This window comes from Streptomyces sp. NPDC052773 (genome assembly GCF_044547145.1).
In the GTDB taxonomy this organism is placed as follows: domain Bacteria; phylum Actinomycetota; class Actinomycetes; order Streptomycetales; family Streptomycetaceae; genus Streptomyces.
Genome location: NZ_JBITZX010000003.1, coordinates 450862 through 471057, shown reverse-complemented (window position 1 = coordinate 471057; position 20196 = coordinate 450862). Strand labels below are relative to the sequence as shown.

General features: G+C 72.8%; 17 protein-coding genes and 1 riboswitch. Of the genes, 3 read left to right on the top strand and 14 right to left on the bottom strand.

The genetic code is table 11. The features are described 5' to 3' along the window. Positions 1-188: 188 nt before the first annotated feature. The 11 genes from ACIG0D_RS10100 to ACIG0D_RS10050 form a co-directional block, all read right to left on the bottom strand. On the bottom strand, positions 189-875 hold the full coding sequence (locus ACIG0D_RS10100; protein ID WP_399797997.1) for a transglycosylase family protein: 687 nt from the start codon (positions 873-875) through the stop codon (positions 189-191). A gap of 4 nt (positions 876-879) precedes the next feature. Next, positions 880-1058, bottom strand: a riboswitch (cyclic di-AMP (ydaO/yuaA leader). Positions 1059-1239: 181 nt separating this feature from the next. Continuing rightward, positions 1240-2274: a transglycosylase family protein gene (locus ACIG0D_RS10095; protein WP_399797995.1), complete on the bottom strand. Its 1035-nt coding sequence runs from the start codon at positions 2272-2274 to the stop codon at positions 1240-1242. A 214-nt stretch (positions 2275-2488) separates the two neighbouring features. After that, positions 2489-3760, bottom strand: coding sequence for a cytochrome P450 (locus ACIG0D_RS10090; RefSeq protein WP_399797992.1), 1272 nt, complete (start codon positions 3758-3760; stop codon positions 2489-2491). Positions 3761-3988: 228 nt separating this feature from the next. Further along, complete coding sequence (locus tag ACIG0D_RS10085) at positions 3989-4180, bottom strand: hypothetical protein (protein ID WP_399797990.1); 192 nt, start codon at positions 4178-4180, stop codon at positions 3989-3991. A 17-nt stretch (positions 4181-4197) separates the two neighbouring features. Continuing rightward, positions 4198-4536 carry a DUF6415 family natural product biosynthesis protein gene (locus tag ACIG0D_RS10080; protein ID WP_399797988.1) on the bottom strand — a complete coding sequence of 113 codons (339 nt, stop codon included), beginning with the start codon at positions 4534-4536 and terminating at the stop codon, positions 4198-4200. Between the two features lie 131 nt (positions 4537-4667). Beyond that, on the bottom strand, positions 4668-5909 hold the full coding sequence (locus tag ACIG0D_RS10075) for a helix-turn-helix domain-containing protein (protein ID WP_399797985.1): 1242 nt from the start codon (positions 5907-5909) through the stop codon (positions 4668-4670). 37 nt (positions 5910-5946) lie between these two features. Next, positions 5947-6948 carry a nucleoside triphosphate pyrophosphohydrolase gene (locus tag ACIG0D_RS10070; RefSeq protein WP_399797983.1) on the bottom strand — a complete coding sequence of 334 codons (1002 nt, stop codon included), beginning with the start codon at positions 6946-6948 and terminating at the stop codon, positions 5947-5949. Between the two features lie 133 nt (positions 6949-7081). Continuing rightward, a complete protein-coding gene (locus ACIG0D_RS10065) occupies positions 7082-7717 on the bottom strand; it encodes a SurA N-terminal domain-containing protein (protein ID WP_399797980.1) in 636 nt (211 codons plus the stop codon). Between the two features lie 196 nt (positions 7718-7913). Continuing rightward, positions 7914-9404 (bottom strand): protein kinase, encoded by a 1491-nt coding sequence (locus ACIG0D_RS10060; RefSeq protein WP_399798205.1) that lies wholly within the window; start codon positions 9402-9404, stop codon positions 7914-7916. Between the two features lie 38 nt (positions 9405-9442). Then, positions 9443-10150 (bottom strand): hypothetical protein, encoded by a 708-nt coding sequence (locus ACIG0D_RS10055; RefSeq protein ID WP_399797977.1) that lies wholly within the window; start codon positions 10148-10150, stop codon positions 9443-9445. Between the two features lie 134 nt (positions 10151-10284). After that, positions 10285-12489: an N-6 DNA methylase gene (locus tag ACIG0D_RS10050; protein WP_399797974.1), complete on the bottom strand. Its 2205-nt coding sequence runs from the start codon at positions 12487-12489 to the stop codon at positions 10285-10287. 194 nt (positions 12490-12683) lie between these two features. On the opposite strand from ACIG0D_RS10050, the gene ACIG0D_RS10045 reads away from it, so the two are divergent. Next, a complete protein-coding gene (locus ACIG0D_RS10045; protein WP_399797971.1) occupies positions 12684-13373 on the top strand; it encodes a hypothetical protein in 690 nt (229 codons plus the stop codon). A gap of 78 nt (positions 13374-13451) precedes the next feature. Further along, positions 13452-14198, top strand: coding sequence for a hypothetical protein (locus tag ACIG0D_RS10040; RefSeq protein ID WP_399797969.1), 747 nt, complete (start codon positions 13452-13454; stop codon positions 14196-14198). 25 nt (positions 14199-14223) lie between these two features. Here the strand turns inward: ACIG0D_RS10040 and ACIG0D_RS10035 are convergent, their stop codons facing one another. Further along, positions 14224-14967 (bottom strand): N-acetyltransferase, encoded by a 744-nt coding sequence (locus ACIG0D_RS10035; RefSeq protein ID WP_399797966.1) that lies wholly within the window; start codon positions 14965-14967, stop codon positions 14224-14226. A 64-nt stretch (positions 14968-15031) separates the two neighbouring features. Further along, on the bottom strand, positions 15032-15751 hold the full coding sequence (locus ACIG0D_RS10030; protein WP_399797963.1) for an HNH endonuclease family protein: 720 nt from the start codon (positions 15749-15751) through the stop codon (positions 15032-15034). 86 nt (positions 15752-15837) lie between these two features. On the opposite strand from ACIG0D_RS10030, the gene ACIG0D_RS10025 reads away from it, so the two are divergent. Continuing rightward, positions 15838-16026 (top strand): antitoxin, encoded by a 189-nt coding sequence (locus tag ACIG0D_RS10025; RefSeq protein WP_365766532.1) that lies wholly within the window; start codon positions 15838-15840, stop codon positions 16024-16026. Between the two features lie 86 nt (positions 16027-16112). Here the strand turns inward: ACIG0D_RS10025 and mfd are convergent, their stop codons facing one another. Beyond that, a complete protein-coding gene (gene mfd, locus ACIG0D_RS10020) occupies positions 16113-19646 on the bottom strand; it encodes a transcription-repair coupling factor (RefSeq protein WP_399797960.1) in 3534 nt (1177 codons plus the stop codon). Between the last annotated feature and the right edge of the window lie 550 nt (positions 19647-20196).

Below are 20196 nucleotides of genomic sequence, written 5' to 3'. Positions count from 1 at the left end.
GGAACAAAGACCGTTTCGGAAAATCCGCCGTCTCGGGCGGGGCGGGCGGGCGGCGGACACGGCAGGCGGGCGCCGCGAACACATGGGCGGCCAGGCGGCGGACGCGCGGCCGGACATGACCCCGCCCCGGCGCGTACGGGGGAGACGCGCCGGGGCGGGGAGTCTGCGGACGTGCCGCTGCTCTCTTCTTACTTGAGGTGCAGCTGCTGGCCCGGGTAGATGACGTCGGCGTCGTCGACGATGTCCTTGTTCAGCTCGAACAGCTTCTGCCAGCCGCCCTTGACGTCGTGCTCCTCGGCGATCGTGCTGAGGGTGTCGCCCTTGACGACCTTGTACTCGCCGTCGCCCTTCTCGACCTTCTTGCCGGTCGGGGTGGTGACGGTCTTCTCGGCCTTCTGGGCCGGCTCGGCGGCCGGGCGCTCGGCGGAGCGGGAGGCCGGCTGCTCCTCGGTCTCGCGGGCGGCGGTGGAGCCGGTGCTCTCGGCGGAGCCGCCGTTGTACGGAGCGCTGGAGAGGTTGACGCCGCAGTGCGGCCACGCGCCCTTGCCCTGGCCCGCGAGGACCTTCTCGGCGATGGCGATCTGCTGCTCCTTGGTGGCCTGGTCGGCCGTGGCGGCGTACTGGGTGCCGCCGTACGCGGCCCAGGTGGAGGCGGAGAACTGCAGGCCGCCGTAGTAGCCGTTGCCGGTGTTGATGGACCAGTTGCCGCCGGACTCGCACTGGGCGACGGCGTCCCACTCGGCGGCGGTGGCGGCGGAGGCGTTGCCGGCCGCCATCAGCGGGCCGGCGACGGCGGCGCCGGCGACACCGGCGATGGCGATGGCGCGGGTGGCCTTGGACGGACGACGGTGCTTGCCCTTGCTGGAAAACAGCATGGATCGATCCCCTCACCGACGCCTACGAGGTGAGCTGTCGGGTTCGGGCCGGTTGAGTTGCCCGGCCGCGGCTCTCGCGAGCTGCGGCTTCACCCCAAGCCGGTTCCGGTGTCGAGTCTCCTCAACGGCCGGGCCCGGCACTTACCTTGGGTCCCCCGCTCCTGCCTACGGCGCTTGAAGCGACGACTGTTCCCGGGCGCCGCTGGCAGGATTCGGCGTTGCGGCAGCCGGGGCTCGCGGTGACGAGCGGCTTTGACCGTAGCCACGCGATCAGCGGAATTTCAAAGACGATCAGGGCTTCTGAGACCTATCTCTCACCATGTTTATAACGGACATTCACCGCGAACCGTATGCTGAAGTCCCGCTACTTTTCTCCCGGTTCAACCCCGACCTCGAGGGTCTGACCGGGGAGGATGAGGTCGGGGTCGGCGCCGACCGTCGCCTTGTTCTCGGCGTAGAGCGCGGACCATCCGCCCTGCAGGTCAAGGGAGTCGGCGATGCCCCAGAGGCTGTCGCCGGAGCGGACCGTGTAGGTGCCGTCGGCCGCGTCGCGGGCGGCGGCGGAGTCACGGGAGGCGTGCCGCCCGGAGGGCTCGGTCGTACGACTGTCGGCGGCCTCCTCCTCGGCGCTGTCACCGCGGTGGCGCCCAGTGCCGGTGGAGCCGCTTTCGCCGGTGCCCGAAGAAGGGGCGTTCTGGCCGGACTTGTCCGACTCGTCGTTCTTGGTGGTGGCCGAAGGAGAGTCACCCTCTCCCCGTGCGTCACCCGACGACGCACCGTCGGTGGCGGCGGGGGACGGCGAAGTCGTGCCAGAACCGGACGATTCGGCATCTTCCGAGGCGCCGGCACCACCGGAAGACAGGGAGGAATCGGAGGATTCGGCCGTTTCCGAGGATCCAGAGTTTTCCGACGAGTCGGACAAGCCGGACTCGGGGCTCGTCGAGGAGTCGTCGGCGTCCGGCGTGGCCGTCGCACCCGACGCGGCGTCAGCCGCGAGACCGGTGTCGACACCGGGCGACGCGGAGTCGCCGTCGAGGCCGGCGAGCAGACCGCAGGTGGGCCAGGCCGCCACGCCCTCGGCGGCCAGGATTCTCTCGGCCACGGCTATCTGCTGCGAACGGCTGGCCACGTCGGGGCTCTCCGCGTAGTCGAGGCCGCCGTACTTCACCCAGTTCTCCTGGGATATCTGCAGACCGCCGTAGTAGCCGTTGCCGTTGTCCGCGCTCCAGGAGCCGCCGCTCTCGCACTCCGCGACCCTGTCCCATGTGGCTCCGCCGGCGGCGCTCGCGCTGGTCGCGCCGAGGAGCGGGATGGCGATGGCGGAACCGGTCACTCCGGCCGCGACGATGAGGGCCGGGGCCTGGCGGGGGCGACGGTGACGACCGTTCCCGGAGAGCATGCGGGGACCTTTCGCGAGACAACGGTGAAGCGCGGCACCGCTGCTGTGACGCTCGGCGCCGCGTTGATGGGTGAACGTATAGGCAGACGATCACTTGTCACAAGTTAATGCCGCACAGATCACGTGAAGATCACAGAGGTGAGGGTGTGTCACCTTTACGGCGGGGCAGGCTCGCTGGTCGCGCCGGGAACCGCGGGCGCAGCCGCGCGCGTCCTCACCGCTCGGGGGTGAACTCCACCGGCAGCGTACGCAGTCCGCGCATGATGAGGCCGCCGCGCCAGCGCAGCTCCGCGGGGTCGACGGCCAGGCGCAGATCCGGGAGGCGGGTGAGGAGGGTGGCGAGCGCGGTCTGGCCCTCCAGCCGGGCCAGCGGGGCGCCCAGGCAGTAGTGGATGCCGTGCCCGTAGCCCAGGTGCTGGTTGTCGCGGCGGGCGAGGTCCAGGGTGTCGGGGTCGGCGAACCGGGCGGGGTCGCGGTCGGCGGCGGCGAGCACGACGAGGACCGGGTCGCCGGGGGCGATGTCCTGTCCGCCGATGGTGAGCGGCTGGGTGGCGAAGCGCCAGGTGGCCAGCTCCACCGGGCCGTCGTAGCGCAGGAGTTCCTCGACCCCGGTCTCCAACAGGCCGCGCTCGCCGGCCGCCAGGGAGCGCTGGAGGCGCTCGCGCTGTTCCGGGTGGGTGAGCAGGGCGTAGGTGCCGTTGCCGATGAGGTTGACCGTGGTCTCGAAACCGGCGAACAGCAGGATGAACGCCATCGCCGCCGCCTCGTTCTCGGTCAGGTGCTCACCGTGGTCGGAGGCGCGGATGAGACCCGAGATCAGGTCCTCGCCGGGGGCGGGTTCGGCGGGCAGGGCCTCCCGCTTGCGGTGGATGAGGTCGGCGAGATAGCCGCGCATCTTCTTCACCGAGCGCGCCACGCCGCCCCGCGGGCCGCCGCCGTGCCGGATCATCATGCCCGCCCAGTCCCGGAAGTCGTCCTGGTCCTCGCGCGGTACGCCCAGCATGTCGCAAATGGCGTAGATGGGCAGCGGGAAGGCGAACTCGTGGATGAGGTCGGCGGAGCCGGTGCGGGCGAACCGGTCGATGAGGTGGTCGGTCAGCTCCTGCACACGCGGCGCGAACTCCGCGACGCGCCGGGGCGTGAACGCTTTGGAAACCAGGCGGCGCAGCCGGGTGTGGTCCGGCGGGTCGATGTTGAGCAGATGCGTCATCAGCTCCGCCTTGCGCTCCCCCGGGATGCCCGTCTTGCCCTTGGCGTGCGCGGGCTCGTCGTGGTGCGCGGGGTTCTTCGACAGCCGCTGGTCGGCGAGCGCCTGCTTGGCGTCGGCGTACCGGGTGACCAGCCAGGCCTCCACCCCGCTGGGCAGCCGGGTCCGGTGCACGGGGGCGTGCTCACGGAGCCAGGCGTACGCGGGGTAGGGGTCGGTGGCGAACTCCCAGGTGAAGAGCGCGGGGGCGGGGGTCGGGGGGTGGGGCTGGTCGGTCACGCCGTCGACGGTATCCGGAGGCGGGGGGTGCCCTCACCCTGAGGTCATGCGGACCTCTTGGGGGTGTGGTGATTGCGGATCTCCACGTTGCAGTCGGTGACCCGCGAGTGGTCGCCCGCGCCGCGGCCTCCGCGCGCTGCCTGGCGAGGGCCTGGCACACCGCGCAGTCCGGTCGTGCGGCCGGCGGGTCCAGGGGCAGGCCGAGGTCCATCGGCCGCCCCTGGAGGGTCACGGCCTCCCCCCTCGGGCGGTCGAGAGGTCCTGGTGCCGTGGTGCTCGCCGATACTCCTCGTACAGCGCGTCGGCGGCCGGGCACTTCAGGTCGGCGTTGACGCCGTGCTCGTCCGTGGCCGTGCAGGTCTCACAGTCGAGGCAGTGGTTCCACAGTCGCAGGAGTGCGGCCCGCTGAGGGTTGAGCACGACCGGAGGCCCGCCGCTCAGGTTCTCGTAGTGGTCGCACAGCGTGTTGACGGATCGGGCCAGCCGCTGGGCGTGCGCGACCCGCGCGCGCAGCGTACGGCCCGGCGGCACGCTGAGGCGAGTGCGGTCTCCATGACGGCGACGTTCGCGCAGGCGCGCGGCGCGTCGTCCTCGGGCAAGGCGTCGGCCAGCGCCTCGACCACGGGGAGGGCCAGCATGAGGTGCCCACGCAGCCGCAGGGTCAGCGTCTCCAGCTCGTCTTCCGAGGGGAGTTCGGCGCCCTCCGCGAGCAGGGCGCGCGCGGCGGCGCGCATGGTCTTGATGTCCAGGGGGGCGGTCGTACCGCTGGGCGGCATGCCTCTCACCTCCGCGTTTTGGGTGATCATCGCGTCACCGAAGGTAATCGGCGGGGGTGGGGGCGGACAGACACGTTCCGTGGCCCGCGCGGCGGCGGCCCACCGGGAGCGGACACGGAACGTGCCCCTTATCACTGGGTGCCGAAGAACGCCGCCAGGTCCCGCTGCTTCGACGTCAGGCTGCGCCGCTTGCTCCTCCGGAGCAGCTCGTGGAACGTGTCCGCGGCCATCCGCTGGTGCCGCAGCCACTGCGGTGTGTCGTCCATCAGCGACCCCAGGATGTCCGTCGCCGCGTCCGTCTGTTTCAGCATCACGTGGGCGTGCGCCACGTCCAGCAGGTGACGGCGCATGAACAGCCGTCCCTTCGCGTCGGCCGGCTTGGGCATCCGCTCAGACAGGCGCAGCACCCGGTCGGGTTTCTCCGCCACCAACTGGTTCTCGATGCCCTGGAACGCGACCGTCCGCCAGTCGAACCGCCCCCACGAGGACACCGCGACAGCCTGCCCGCCGCCGAGTGCGGCCCCCGCCGTACGGCCCAGCCGAAGGATCTCGCGTGCTTCCTGGGGCCGGTTGTTGCGGGCGGCGGCAGCGCTGCCGTGCACCAGCAGCTTCCCCCAGGCGCCGAGCGCCTGCGGGGTGGCGCGGGAGATCCGGGGCTCGACGGCGTCCGCCGTGGCGATGCTGACCTGCTCGGCCTCGTCCAGGCGCCCCTGCCGCATCAGCAGCCAGCCCTGCTGGTACACGGCCGCGGCAACGCCCCCCATGTCCTTGACCCGTGCGGCGTCCTCGATGGCGTCGCGCAGCGCGATGTGGGCGAGGTCGTACGCGCGGACCTGGGTGAGATAGCGGCCGGCCATCTGGAGAACGTCGGAGCGGATCCGCAAGGCCTCGGTGTGCTCGGGGCCGTGGTCGAAGTGGTCGACCGCGGAGTGGGCGGCGTGGACGAGGGAGGGCAGGAAGTCGGCGACGTAACCGTAGTCGTCGCGGTGGTAGGCCGTGCCGACCTCGGTGGCGGTGGACCGGAGCCGGTCGAGGTCGGGCTCGACGATCGCGTCGGTCAGGCGCCCGCCTAACGTGATCGGCGGCGCGAGCGCCTGACGGAGCGGCATGAGGTCGATGTTGTCGTCGTCGCCGCGGGTGGTGGCGTGCGGCCCGCCCGGTTCGAAGAGTGCGGAGGTACGGACACCGAGGGTGCGGGCCAGGGCGTGGTACGTCTCGAGGCGGGCGGTGCCGCCTCGTTCGAGCTTCTTCACGACTCCCAGGCTGAGCTGGGCGCGTTCCGCGAGGCCTTCTTGGGTGAGGCCTCTGGTGAGGCGGAGTTCCTTGAGCCGGTCACCAGGGTGCGCGGGCCTCTTGTCGGCGGGGTGGGGCATGCTGGTGCTCCGTTCTCGGTACGCCTTTCCCCGGTACCTACCCCTTCTCCTTCTCCCCCCTCTCGTACGCCACGATCGCGTCCCGGTACGCCCGGGCCGCCGCCCGCAGGGCCGCCTCCGGGTCCGTTCCCTCGGATTCGGCGCGGGCCGCCAGGGCCAGGAGTTCGTAGCCGATGCCCTCGGCCGGGGGGAGGGGTACGTCCAGGCCCGCCGTCCGTACGCGGGAGGCCAGCTTCGCGGCGAGGGCGAGGCCGGGCTGGTGCAGGGGGATGCCCTCGGTCACCGATGTGCGCTGCTTCTCCTCGGCCTTGGTGCGCAGCCAGTGCTCCTTGACCTCCTCCGGGGTGGACGCGGTCTCGTCGCCGAACACGTGCGGGTGGCGGTGGATCAGCTTGGCGACGATGCCGCCGGCCACGTCGTCGACGGAGAACGGCGCCTCCGGGTCCTCCTCGGCGATCCGGGAGTGGAAGACGACCTGGAGCAGGACGTCGCCCAGCTCCTCGCGCAGCTCGTCGCGGTCGCCGTCCTCGATCGCCTCGACCAGCTCGTACGCCTCCTCGATGGCGTACTTCGCCAGGCCCTCGTGGGTCTTCTGGGAGGTCCAGGGGCACTCCGCGCGCAGGCGGTCCATGACCTGCACGAGGTCGAGGAGGCGGGCGCCGGGCAGGTCGTAGGAGGCGGGCAGCAGCTCCAGCTCGGGCATCCGGACCCTGCCGGAGCCGGCGAGGCGGGCCAGACCGTCCGTCAGGGCGGGCTCGCCCTCGCCGGTGGCGACGACGACCACGGTGCGACCGCCGGCGCAGGCGTCGACCAGTTCCTCGGCGGTCGGCGCGGCCTCCTCGACCGTTATCCCGGCCTCGCGCAGATAGGGCAGCTGCGGGTGCGTCCCGTCCGCGCACAGGACGCGGTCGGCGGCGTGCAGCGCCTGCCAGGCGGGCCAGGAGAGCAGGCCGGGGGCGACGCGGTGGCTGGTGGTGAGCAGGACGACGCGGCCGGGGGCGGCCTGCTCGGTTGCGCCTTCGAAGCTGGTTGCGTTCACGATCCGAACGTAACCCACGCCGCCGACCGGCCTCAGAAGTTATCCACAGGCACGGTGCGATCATCCGACCGGCATGGCTGCCGACGCCCCCGCCGTACCGTTCCTGCTACGCGATCACGCTCCCGCTACGCGATCACGCCGGTTCCTGCGCCGCCGTGACCTCCCGCACCCACGGCGTCTTCGCGTCGACGCGGCTGCTCTTCTCCACGTCCCAGCTGCCGTAGCGCGGATTGAGGTCGACGCCGAGCTTCTTCGAGGTCTCGGACAGGGCCTTCCAGAACTCCGGCCGGCTGGTGTCGGTGCCGAGCTTCGCGGCGAGTTTCTGGGCCTCCAGCTGCAGGCTCAGGTTCTCGTCCAGCCGCGCGGGCGCCACGCCGTACTGCTGGAGCCAGGCCGTCTCCAGCGCCTTCGCCCCGCCGACCTGCTGTTCCAGGCCGGACCGCATCTCCTGGACCTCCTTGCGGGTCACCGTGACGCCGGCGTCCCGCGCGGCCTGGTGCAGCACCCGGTCGAGGACCATGCCGTGCAGGGTGTCGCGGGTGAGGCTGCCGGTCTTGGCGATGGCCTGCGCGTACTGCGCCTCGTCGGCCACCGCGGCGCGCTGGGCCGCGCGCACCTCGTCGACCCGGTTCTCGAGCTGGGCGACGGTGATCCGCTGGTCCCCGACGACGGCCGCCGCGCCCGGACGCGCATCGTTTGCGCAGGCGGTGAGCAGGGGTGCCGCGGCGATCGCGGCGGACAGGAGGAGCGCGGTGCGACGGCGGTGCAAGGAAACCTCCCGAGGAGATTGTGCGACGGTGCACAAAGTCTTGCGGTGATCGATGGTAGGCAGGGGACCGGCTCTGGCCAACCCATTCGACCAACGATTCACCGCCACTTCCGGCACCGCCGCGCCGCGCCCCCCGCGGCCCCTGGGCCGCGCCCCTCCGGGCGCCCGCGCCGCGACCCGCGCCCCCGGCCGCCCGCTAGCGCACCTGCCCCAGCCACTGGAGGGTGCGCCGCACCTCGGCCGCCAGCGGGTGCCCGGGGCCCCGGAGGCGCTCCACGTCGTGGAGGAGGCGGACGAGGGTGTCGTGGGCGGCGGCCCGGTCGCCGAGGGCGAGCAGGAGGTGGCCGATGCGGCGGCGGACGTCGTGGGCCAGCTCCGGGTCGCCGGAGACGTACTGGTTCTCGTAGTACGGCAGCAGCGCCCGGTACTCGGCGAGCGCCGCCGCCGGTTCGCCGAGCTGTTCCAGGCACTGCGCGGCCTCGTAGCGGAAGCGCAGCGACTGGGGGTCGGCCTGGCCTGCCTCGGCGGCGCGTTCGTCGGCGAGGCGGCGCAGTTCGGGCAGCGCGCGCCGGTACTGGCCGTCGTCCATGAGCGTCGCGGCGTACTGCTTGCGCAGGGTGCGGACGACCGGGGAGTGCTCGCCGTGCTGTTCGGCGGCGGCGGGCAGGATCGCGCCGAGGATGTCGACGGCCTGGGTGATCCGGCCCTCGCCGAGCAACCGCTTGACCTCGTCCACCGCGCGGGCCACGTCCGGCTTCTCGGCCTTCTCGACGGCCGGGGTGACGGGGGCGGGCTGGGGCGCGGGCGTGCGCGCGCGGTCCGGCCAGGGGGCGTGCGGGCGCAGGAAGGGGCGCGTGGGGTCGAGGGGCGCCCCGCTGGGCATCCCGCGCACGGGCAGCAGCGGCGCCAGCTCCTCGTACACCTCCTGCGCGGAGGCGGGCCGGTGCTGCGGGTCCTTGGCGAGCAGCCGCAGGACCAGCGACTCCAGGGCCTCGGGCACCTCGGGGCGGATCCGGCGCACGGGCAGCGGCGGCTCGTACAGATGCCGGTGCAGCACACCGAGCGCCGTCGAGCCCGCGAACGGCACCTCGCCGCTGAGGAGTTCGTGCAGCAGGACACCGAGCGCGTACAGGTCGGTGTACGGGCCGACCGCGCCGCCCATCGCCTGCTCCGGCGCCATGTAGGCGGGCGAGCCGATCGGGGAGCCGGTGTGGGTCAGCCGCGTGGTGTCGCTGTCCATGACGGAGGCGACGCCGAGGTCGAGGACGGTGACCGTGCCGTCCTGCTTGACCATCACGTTGCGCGGCTTGAGGTCGCGGTGCACGATCGGCACGGCGTGCACGGCGCTCAGTACGGCGCACAGTTGCGCGGCGACCGCCACCGCCCACTGCCACGGGTACGGGGTGTGCTCGGCGAGGTGGTCGGAGAGGTCGGCGCCGTCCACGTACTGCATGACGAGGAACAGCTCCTCGCCCTCGCTGCCCGCGTCGTGCACGGTCACCAGACCGGGGTGGTCGACCTGCGCGGTCACCCGGCACTCGCGCACGAAGCGGCGGCGCAGCTCGTCGGCCTCCTGCCCGGCCACCTTGTCGGGGCGCAGCAGCTTCACCGCCACGCGCCGGTCCAGGCGCCGGTCGTAGGCCGTCCAGACCTGGCCCATGCCGCCCTGCCCGATGAGCGTGGCCAGTTCGTACCGGTCGGCGACGACGCGTCCTGTCGTCACGGTCACCGTCCGCCCTCGTGGTCGCCGCCCTCACGGCCGTCCTGTCTGCGCAGCAGCTCGCTCAGTTCGTCGAGTTCGGCGCGCACCTGGTCGATCCGGGCGGGCGCGGGGCGCTGCGGCGGCGGGGTGTGCGCCGGGGGCACCGGCACACCGGAGGCGGGCCCCGGGGGCGGGGTCGTCCCCGGTATCGGGGTCGGGGGCTGGGGCAGCGGGGACACCTGCGGAGGGCGCGGCGTCTGCGCGGGCTGCGGCGCCTGCGGGACGGTGGTGGCGGCGCCCGGGACGGCGCCCGGGGACGCGGCGTACGGCGCGGCGGGCCGCGGATAGCCGTACGCCTGCGCCGGACGCGGAGCATACGGGCCGTAGCGGAGCTGGTGGAAGTGGCGGATGTCCGCGGCCAGGTAGTACGCGATCACGATCACCAGCGTGCCCAGCAGCAGCCCGAGGCCGGTCCAGCCGGCCGCGGTGTGGATCTCCTCGCCCGGCTCGGTGCCCAGCAGCACCATGGCGAGGGCGTCCACGGCCAGGACGGCCACGAACAGCCCCCAGTCAAGCGACTTGCGCGTCACGAGCGCCAGGCGCAGCAGCATCGTCCACGTCAGGAAGCCGAGACTGAGGACGGAGATCACCACGAACAGCACACGCAGAACGACCAACCACGCCGTGGGTGGCGGCTGTTTCACCGGCTGCACGTAGCCGTGGCCATGCATGACTGCTCCTGAAGTCGGGCGATTGTCGCTTCGAGCGTATAGGCCGACTCGGACAACCGGTCCCGGGTTGTACCGAACCGTTGTCATGCTGATCACTTCCGACGACCGCGAAGACCCCGCAGGTCGTACGCGCCTCAGTCCGGGGTGACCGTGCCGTCCGTCAGGCCGTCGTACATGCCGCGCACGAGTTGTTCCCCGAGCCGGCTCGCGTGGCGCAGCACCCGCTCGAAATCGTCGAGGGCGCGGAAGCGCGCGCCGTAGCGCCGTTGTTCGTCGAGCGGCAGCCGGGGCAGTTGCAGGCGGCGTACGTCGAGCCGGGTGGCGGTGGAGGCGTAGCTGCTGGCCTGGCGGTTGTTGGCGGTGCCGCGCAGGAAGCCGGCGAGGAACCAGGGGTCGAGGGCGGTGGGATCGGGGCGCAGCAGGACGAGGTTGCGCCCCAGGGCGGCGCCCCCGGTCGCGTCGTCGATCACGCGCGCCACCGCGCCGCCGCCGAGGACCGGCACGACGACGTCGCCGGGCCGCGTCAGCACCGCCTCCTCCTCGCTCTCCGGCAGGGTTCCGGAGGGTGCCGTTCCGGCGAGCACGTCGTGGTCGGTGAGGACGGGCACGCGCGCGGGGCCGCCGAGTCCGCCGGTACGCATCACCAGGGCGCCCGCGCGGGCGAGTTCGCCGACCGTGGTGAGCGGCCACCGCGCGGGCTGCGCCGGCCGGACCGCGGGCGGGGTGAGGTCGGTGGTCAGCCGCAGGGTCTCGCCGAGGCGGGTGCGCACCTCGGTGAGCTGTTCGGCGCCGTCGGCCGCCGTGGGCGGCGGGAGGTGGCGCGCCGGGGAGAAGTCCACGTCGTCGTCGAGGAGTTCGATGACCGGCACGGAGCGCGCGAGACCCGGCCGCTCCTGGAGGGTGCCCGCGCGGTCGAAGGACTGCCAGGCGTCGAGGACGGCGTCGCGCACGGCGTGCCAGTCGGGTCCGCCGCGCCCCTCCGTGGCGAACTGCCCGGCGTCCGCGAGCAGCACCTCGGGCTGCGCGGGCGTCGCCGCGGGCCGGCGCAGCACCCACAGGTGCAGGGGGATGTTGTACGGCGGTGCCGCGCCGACCGGCAGGGCGACGACGGCCCGCAGCGCGCCGCGGCGCAGCAGGTCGGCACGGATGCGGCGGCCGGAGCGGCGGGAGGCGGCGGCGGGCGGCATGAGCAGGACGGCCGTGCCGCCGTCGCGCAGCCGGGCCAGCGCGTGCTGCACCCAGGCCAGCTCGGACTCGGTGCGGGCCGGGAAGCCGTACTCCCAGCGCGGGTCGTAGGCCAGTTCGTCGTGGCCCCAGTTGCGCTCGTTGAACGGCGGGTGGCACAGCACGACGTCGGCGCGCAGCGCCGGGTGGGCGTCGGCGCGCAGGGTGTCGCCGCCGGCCGCGCGCACGGTCGACGTGGTGTGCAGGGCGAGCCGGAACGCGGTGAGCGCGGCGAGGTCGGCGGCGCTGTCCTGGGCGTACAGCTCGCGGTCGGGGCGGGCCGCGGCGGCGCGCAGCAGGGCGCCGGTGCCGCAGGCGGGGTCGAGGACGGTGCGGGCGGGACCGGCGAGGTCGGCCATGAGGCGGGCCAGTTCGGCGGGGGTGAGCGTGTACTGGCGGGGGTTGGCGTCGAGGTGCCGGCCGAGCAGGAACTCGAAGGTCTGCCGCGCGCCCAGCTCGGCGGCCAGCTCGGCGGCGCCGCGCAGGAGGGGGACGGAGGGGAGGAGTTCGGGGCCGGTGGGGAGGTGAACGGCCGGCGCGGTGTTCACAGGGGTGGAGCTTGTGGCTCCGGACGACGGGCGGCCGGGCGCCGGGGTGTTCACAGGCCCGCCGTCGTTCACCGCCTCGGGTGCCCCGGAGCCGCCGTATCCCCTGTCCGCGCCGCTTCCGCCGTTCACGGCCGCGGCGCCGCCGCCACCCGTCGGCGTCACGCGCGGCACCGCGCCGAAGCGCGGCGCCATCACCTGCTCCAGCGCCGCGGGCAGGGACTGCGCGAGCCGTTCGTCGGAGCCGGCGCTCAGCTCCAGCCAGACCGTCGGCCGGTCGTGGATGAGCAGCAGGGCGCAGCCCGCGTGGATGAGGGCGGTGACGGGCCCCTCTGGGTGTCCGGCGAGCTGCTGCCAGACCCGTTCGCGCAGCGGGACCTCGGCGAGTTTGCCCTGGCGGCGCAGCCATGCCTCGACCTCGGCGAGGGCGAAGGAGGGGCTGGTCTCCGTGCCGCCGACCGGTTTCGGGAAGTCGGCGTGGCGGCGGCGCCAGTTGCTCACGGCGGCCCGGCCGACGCCGGCGAGCCGGGCGATCCCGGCGGCGGTCACCTCTGTCGCGTTGTCCTGCACCCCGCCCGCTCCCCTCGCCACGTTCGTTCTGTGCATCGAGCATACCGACGTAGGCAAGATCCAGGCATTCACGGACGTGTACGCACCTCGGCCTGTGAACCGTGTTGACTCGGTTCACACCTCATGCTCTCATTGACCCAGCGAACGAACGATCGCCGGACGGAGGCGGTCGACACGTTGGGGAGGGAACAGTCATGGGCATGAAGGCCAAGGTCGCGCTGGGCGCTGTCGTGGGTGTCGTCGTCATCGGCGCCGTGTCGGCGAACGGCGGTGGCGACGACGGCAAGGCGTCCGGTGGCGACAAGGGCTCTTCGGCCTCCGCGAACCGCGACTCCGGCACGGGTGTCGGCAAGGGCTCGGGTTCCGAAGCGGCCGAGAAGAAGGTCGCCTTCGAGGGGGACGGCGACTTCCAGGTCGGCTCGGACATCAAGCCCGGCACGTACCGCACCACCGGCAACACCGACGACATGTGCTACTGGGAGCGCGCCAAGGACGCCTCGGGCGAGGTGGACTCCCTGCTGGCCAACGACAACGTCAGCGGCACCGCCTACGTGACCGTCCAGGCCACCGACAAGATCTTCAAGTCCAGCGGCTGCAACGACTGGGAGGCCGTCGACCCCAAGGCCAAGGGCGGCTCCCCGGCCACCGAGATGGCCGGCGACGGCGGCATGTTCAGAGTCGGCGTCGACATCGCCCCGGGCACCTACAAGTCCACCGGCAACACGGACGACATGTGCTACTGGGAGCGCGCGAAGGACGCCGAGCACTCCCTCGACTCGATCATCGCGAACAACAACGTGTCCGGCTCGGCCGTCGTCACCATCAGCGCCTCGGACGCCTACTTCAAGACCTCCGGCTGCCAGGACTGGAAGAAGACCTCCTGAGCCGGCGGCTCACCGGGCGGCCGGCCTCCCCCGCCGGCCGCCCACCCGTCCCTCGTATCTCATCTCCAAGGAACCCCCATGCGCCGTACGACACTTGCCGCCCTCTGCCTCGCCGCCGTGACCACCGTCGGCCTCACCGGCTGTCTGCCGGGCCAGGACAAGGCGGACGACAAGCCGAAGGGGCCCTTCGCCGGGCTGACCGGCGGCGAGATCGCGGACCGGGCCGTCAAGGCCACGACCGGCGCCTCGTCGCTGCGGATGGCGGGCGAGGTCCCCGACGAGGAGAGCGGCGGCACGATCCGCTTCGACGTGGCCGTCAACAAGAAGGGCGAGTGCGCCGGCACCTTCGGCACGGGCGAGGGCAAGGCCGACCTGATCAAGACCGCCGACACCGTCTACATGCGCTACGACGAGGCGTTCCTGCGCGCCCAGGCCGAGGGTGAGCCCAAGGCGGAGACCGACGCGGTCGTGGACATGATGGCCGGCAAGTGGACCAAGATGGCCGCGACGGGCGCCGACGCCGAGGGCGTGGGCGACTTCTGCGACCTGGACGAACTGCTCGGCGGCGCCGACGACGTGAAGTCGGACGCGACCCGCTCCAAGACCACGACCGTCGACGGCGCCCCGGCCATCGTCCTGCACGAGAAGGACGGCAAGGACCGCTACACGCTGTACGTCGCCACCGAGGGCGAGCCGTATCTGCTGCGCCTGGACACCAAGAGCGCCGGCGAGCGGGACTCGCTGGTCTTCAGCGACTACGGCAAGCCGGTCCCGGCGAAGAAGCCCAGCGGCGAGATCCTCGACCTGGACGAACTCGCGGGCTGACCACAGTCCTCGGATGCGGCGGCGCCTACAGCGCGTGCCGCATCCACACGTTGGGCTCGACGTACACCGCGTATCCGCGCTCCGGCTCGCACCGCACCGGCACCAGCGCGCCGGGCACCTCGACGTCGCCCGCGGTGTCGAAGGGCAGGCCGGTCCACCGGCGCCACTGCTCCAGTGAGCCGGAGACGGTCATCGAGGCCGGTGCCACGGAGTGGACGGTGGCGCCGGCCCGGGCGTGCACGCGCAGCCACGGGTCCTGAGGAAGCCCGTCGGGGCGCACCCGGCGGGCGTACTCCTCCATCGACGTCCGCGGCTCCAGGTGCTTGGCGCTGGGGCGTACGGGGGCGACGACCTCGCGGAAGCCGAGGGCGCGGGCGTTGTCGCGCAGCGCCGCGAGCATCACCGCGGACAGGCCGAGACCCTGGCGGTGCGGGGCGACCGAGACGGAGATCGCGCTCACGGTGTCCGGCCGGACGCCCCGGCGCAGATCGGAGAAGGCCCACAGGAGGACCGCGTCCCAGCCCCGCTCGGGCAGGTCGCCGCGGCCTTCGGCGGCGAGGGCGAACGGCACGCTGTAGGCGTTCGCGACGACCTCGCCCCGCTCGTCCTCGGCGAACAGCACGTACTGCGGCAGTTCGGTGGCCATGCGCGGGAAGTGGGCCCAGCCCACCGGGTCCTCGGTCACGAACTCCGGCCAGCTGTCCGCCATTCCGACGACCCGCCGCAGCATGTCGGGACGCTCCGCCAGGGTCGACACTCTCCATTCCATGGGCGGCACCGTAGGCCGGACCCGGGACACCGGAGAAACGGTTTTCCCGTGCGGCGCGGGGAGTTCAGTCGGCGTGGAACCGCTCCGGTGCCTTCGTGGGGGTGCCGCCCGACGGCAGTTCCTGGTCGGGGCAGCGGGAGAGCACCCGCCGCATCGCGGCCTTCTCGGCGGAGGTCACCCACAGCCCGTACTTCTTCTTCACCGCGACCTGCGCGGCGACATACGTGCACCGGTACGCCTTGTTCGGCGGCAGCCAGGTCGCGGTGTCGCCGTCGCCCTTGGCGCGGTTGGTGCCGGCGTCGACGGCGAGGAGGTTGAGCGGGTCGTTGGCGAAGGCGACGCGCTTGCTCGGGTCCCACCGGCCGGCGCCCTTCTGCCAGGCGTCGGAGAGGGCGACGACGTGGTCGATGTCGACCTGGCTGCGACCGCGGACGTAGGTGACGTCCCGGCCGGTGTAGGGGTCGGGGTCCAGGGTGCCGGAGATGACCTCGCAGCGGTCGTCGCCGAACCGGACGCCGGTGAGGTCGCGGCGCAGGATGTCGTCGCGGGTGTCGCACCGGTTGGAGTCGGTGTCCGCCCAGGGGCTGCCGAAGCGGTCCCGGTCGTAGCCGGTCCTCGGCGCCCGCCCCTTCACGGGCAGCGACTCCACGGCCGCCAGGGCCGCTCCCCCGCCGGCCGTCTCCTGCGGTCCGCCGGCCCCCGTGGTCGACCCGGTGCAACCGGTCACGACGCTCAGCAGCACTCCCACGGCGACGGCCGCCGCCCGGCCCCTGTCAGGCCTCATATCGCCTTCCACCCCTTACTCAACTCGGCATCCCGGACATCTCGGGCGTATCGTCGGTCTTGAGTCATCCTCGGAAGGAGCTCTGGATGGGCATCTTCGACAGGTTCAAGAGCCATGGGTCGCAGGACAAGGCCAAGAAGGCGTCCGACGCGGCGGAACAGAAGATCAACGAGAGGACGGGCAACAAGTACGAGGACCAGGTCGACCAGGGCCAGCAGAGGATCGAAGGCCAGTTCGGCATGGACCGCGGCGACCGGCCCGACCAGCAGCAATAGGGCGTCAGCGCACCCCATGGCACCGCAAGCCGCCCGGAGGCACCCGGGCGGCTTGCGCCCTGTCGTGACGTGACGCAGCCCTTGCGCTACGACCCCAGCACCGACGTCAGGAACTCGCCCACCCACGCCAGCAGTTCCCGCCCGACCAGCGGCTTGCCGCCGATCTTCGCGGTCTTCGGCCGGGGCACCAGCACCTGGTGGGCCGTCGCCTTGACGACCGTCCCCGGATACAGCCGCTTCAGCCGCAGCTCCTGCGACTCGCGCAACTCCACCGGTGCGAAGCGGATGTTGGTGCCCTGGAGCACGATCTCGCCGACGCCGCACGCCCGCGCGAGCATCCGCAGCCCGGCCACCAGCAGCAGGTTCTCCACCGGCTCCGGCAACTTGCCGTAGCGGTCGACCAGTTCCTCCCGGACCGCCTTGATGTCCTCCTCCGTGTTGGCGGAGGCGATGGCGCGGTAGGCCTGGAGGCGCAGCCGCTCGCCCGGCGCGTAGTCGTGCGGGACGTGCGCGTCGACCGGCAGCTCGATCTTGACCTCGAGCGGCGGCTCCTCCTCGATCTCCCCGGTCTCCAGCTGGCGCCGGTAGTCCGCGACCGCCTCGCCGACCATCCGGACGTACAGGTCGAAGCCGACGCCCGCGATGTGGCCGGACTGCTCGCCGCCGAGCAGGTTGCCCGCGCCGCGGATCTCCAGGTCCTTCATCGCCACGTACATGCCCGCGCCCATCTCGGTGTGCTGGGCGATGGTCGCCAGGCGCTCGTGCGCGGTCTCCGTCAGCGGCTTCTCCGGCGGGTACAGGAAGTACGCGTAGCCGCGCTCGCGGCCACGGCCGACCCGGCCGCGCAGCTGGTGCAGCTGGGACAGGCCGAAGGTGTCGCCGCGCTCCACGATCAGCGTGTTCGCGTTGGAGATGTCGATGCCGGACTCGACGATCGTCGTCGACACCAGCACGTCGAACTTCTTCTCCCAGAAGTCCACGACGACCTGCTCCAGCGCCGTCTCCGACATCTGGCCGTGCGCGGTCGCGATCCGCGCCTCGGGCACGATCTCGCGCAGCCGGGCCGCCGCGCGGTCGATCGACTCGACCCGGTTGTGGATGTAGAAGACCTGGCCCTCGCGCAGCAGCTCACGGCGGATGGCCGCGCCGATCTGCTTCTCCTCGTACGGCCCGACGAAGGTGAGCACCGGGTGCCGCTCCTCCGGCGGGGTCGTGATCGTCGACATCTCGCGGATGCCGGTCACGGCCATCTCCAGGGTGCGCGGGATCGGCGTCGCCGACATCGTCAGCACGTCCACGTTGGCCCGCAGCTTCTTCAGCTGCTCCTTGTGCTCGACGCCGAACCGCTGCTCCTCGTCGACGATGACCAGGCCGAGGTCCTTGAACTTGGTCTCCGACGAGAACAGGCGGTGGGTGCCGATGACCACGTCCACCGAGCCGTCGCGCAGGCCCTCCAGGACCGCCTTGGCCTCGGTGTCGGTCTGGAAGCGGGACAGGGCCTTCACGACCACCGGGAACTGCGCGTACCGCTCGCTGAACGTGCCGTAGTGCTGCTGCACCAGCAGGGTCGTCGGGACGAGCACCGCGACCTGCTTGCCGTCCTGGACCGCCTTGAAGGCGGCGCGCACCGCGATCTCCGTCTTGCCGTAGCCGACGTCGCCGCAGATCAGGCGGTCCATGGGGACCGACTTCTCCATGTCCTCCTTGACCTCGGCGATGGTGGTGAGCTGGTCGGGGGTCTCCGCGTAGGGGAAGGCGTCCTCCAGCTCGCGCTGCCAGGGCGTGTCCGGCGCGAAGGCGTGCCCGGGGGCCGCCATGCGCGCGCTGTACAGCTTGATCAGGTCCGCGGCGATCTCCTTGACCGCCTTCTTCGCGCGGGCCTTGGTCTTCGTCCAGTCGGCGCCGCCCAGGCGGTGCAGGGTGGGCGCCTCGCCGCCGACGTACTTGGTGATCTGCTCCAGCTGGTCGGTCGGGATGTACAGCCGGTCGCCGGGCTGGCCGCGCTTGGCGGGGGCGTACTCCACCACCAGGTACTCGCGGGTGGCGCCCTGGACGGTGCGCTGCACCATCTCGATGTACCGGCCGACGCCGTGCTGCTCGTGGACGATGTAGTCGCCCGGCTCCAGGGTGAGCGGGTCGATGGTCTTGCGGCGCCGCGCGGGCATCCGGGTGCCGTCCCGGCCGGCCGCGCGCTGCCCGGACAGGTCGGTCTCGGTGAGCACCGCCAGCTTCAGGTGCGGGTCGACGAAGCCGTGCTCGATGGAGCCGCACGCCACGTGCACGACCGACGGGGAGATCTCGGCGAGGTCCGCCTCCAGGCGCGCGGCGATGCCCTCGCCGCCCAGCACCTCGGCCGTCCGGGCGGCCGGGCCGTGGCCCTCGGTGACGTAGACCGTGCGCCAGCCGTCGGCGAGCCAGCCCTTGGTGTCGGCGAGCGCCTTGGCGGTGTCCCCGCGGTAGGTCTCCGGGGCGTGCATGCCGAGCTTGAGGGTGTCGGCGTCCAGTTCCTCGTCGGCCGCGAACGGCGACACCGACCACCACATCATGTCCAGCTCGCGGGCCCGGTCGCGGACGTCGGCGATGGACCACAGGGAGGCCGCGCCGACGTCGATGGGGGCCTCGCCGCCGCCCGCGGTGGCCGCCCAGGACGCCTGCAGGAACTCCTGGGAGGTCGCGACCAGGTCGGAGGCACGGGTGCGCACCCGCTCCGGGTCGCAGACGACGGCCATGGAGCCCTTGGGCAGCACGTCGAGCAGCAGCTCCATGTCGTCCACCAGGACCGGGGCCAGCGACTCCATGCCCTCCACGGCGATGCCCTCGGCGATCTTGCCGAGGAGTTCGCCCAGCTCGGGGTGTTGCTCGGCGAGGGCGGCGGCCCGCTCACGGACCTCGTCCGTGAGCAGCAGCTCACGGCAGGGCGGGGCCCACAGGCCGTGCTCGGCGACCTCCAGGGAGCGCTGGTCGGCGACCTTGAAGTAGCGGATCTCCTCGACGTCGTCGCCCCAGAACTCGATGCGCAGGGGGTGTTCCTCGGTGGGCGGGAACACGTCGAGGATGCCGCCGCGGACGGCGAACTCGCCGCGCTTCTCGACCAGCTCCACGCGCGCGTACGCGGCGGCGGCGAGCGCTTCCACGACCTCGTTCAGATCCGCCGTCTGTCCTGACTTCAACGCCACCGGCTCCAGGTCGCCGAGGCCCTTGACCTGCGGCTGGAGCACGGAGCGCACGGGGGCGACGACGACGGAGACCGGGCCGGTCTCGGGGTCGTCGGGGCTGGGGTGGGCCAGGCGGCGCAGCACGGCGAGGCGCCGGCCGACGGTGTCGCTGCGCGGGGAGAGCCGCTCGTGCGGCAGGGTCTCCCAGGAGGGGTACTCCACCACGCCGTCCGGGGGCAGCAGCGAGCGCAGCGCCGCCGCCAGGTCCTCCGCCTCCCGGCCGGTCGCGGTCACGGCGAGCACCGGGCGGCCGGACTCGCGGGCCAGCGCGGCGATCGCGAAGGGGCGGGCCGCAGGGGGGCCGACGAGGTCGACGTGCATCCGGTTGCCGTCGGCTGCCGCCTTGATCGCTTCCGCGAGGGCGGCGTCCTTGACGACGGCGTCGAGCAGACCGTGCAGGCTCATGGAGGGGCTATCCGTTCCGGTGATGGGCAACGCGAATCGCCCGACGCGTGATACGGCCGGGGGGTCTCCAGCCTACGACGCTGCGCTGGGCGGCGCCGGGGCCTGTGGACAACCGTCGCTTCCGCAGGCCCCGGCGTGCTGCGCCACACCGCTGCCCCCTGCCGGCGGGCGCGTCCCGGCGGGCTCGCACCCTGGTCCCGGGGTCTCCGTCCACCCACCGCACGGCGGGCCTCTGCCCACCCACCGCACGGCGGGCGCGTCCCGGCGGGCTCGCACCCTGGCTTCCCGGGCCTCCCCGCCCACCCAGCGCCCGGCGGGCCTCCGCCCACCCACCGGGGTCGCGCGCAGCGCGGAGGCGCCCGGCTCTGTCCATCCACCGCACGGCGGGCCTCTGCCCACCCACCGCACGGCGGGCGCGCCCCGGCGGGCTCGCACCCTGGCTTCCCGGGCCTCCCCGCCCACCCAGCGCCCGGCGGGCCTCCGCCCACCCACCGCACGGCCCGCCCGGCCGGCAGGCGGGCGCCGGACCGGAAAAGCGCCCGGCGCCGAA